This window comes from Pseudomonas sp. MWU12-2020, from assembly GCF_023100605.1.
In the GTDB taxonomy this organism is placed as follows: domain Bacteria; phylum Pseudomonadota; class Gammaproteobacteria; order Pseudomonadales; family Pseudomonadaceae; genus Aquipseudomonas; species Aquipseudomonas fluorescens_H.
Window position 1 is genome coordinate 1 of record NZ_JALMEX010000054.1, and the last position, 492, is coordinate 492.

Consider the following 492-nt stretch of genomic DNA (forward strand, 5'->3'; position numbering starts at 1 on the left):
TCTCGTCGCTGAGCAGGTTGTAGGACAGGTCCAGCGTGCCGCCCTTGAGCAACTTGAGGTGCCGGACGCCATCCACCTTGATGATGAAACCCAGCGGGTTGCTGGCGTCGGTCGCGCTGAGGATATGCAAGTCCAACTGCGGGTCATACGTGATCAGGTCGGCCTGGGTGCCCAGCCATTTGAGCTCAATGCCCATGTCTTCTTCGAAGCGATCGTCATGAGGGATGCGGATGCTCACGTGCTCCAGGTCGTGCTTGAGTGCACCGTCCACGGCATCGTCGGCGATCGGCGCGGCGAGGCGATAGGGGTCGCCGATGATGGTGATGAAGAGGCTCTTGGAGCGCTGAATCACTGTGCCGCCACGTTCCAGCTCGTAGAAGAACACCGCCTGGGTTTTGGCCAGCTCCCGGGCGGCGCTGTTGGGCAGAAAGACGCTGACCACCAGCGGCGGTTCTTTGTTGATGGTCTGGCGAGCGTCGTGCGCCACGGGAA

1 pseudogene is annotated in these 492 nt (G+C 61.8%); it reads right to left on the reverse strand.

The annotated features are described in order from the left end of the window. Positions 1–492, reverse strand: a pseudogene (locus tag M0814_RS29005) (hypothetical protein); the annotation flags it as partial.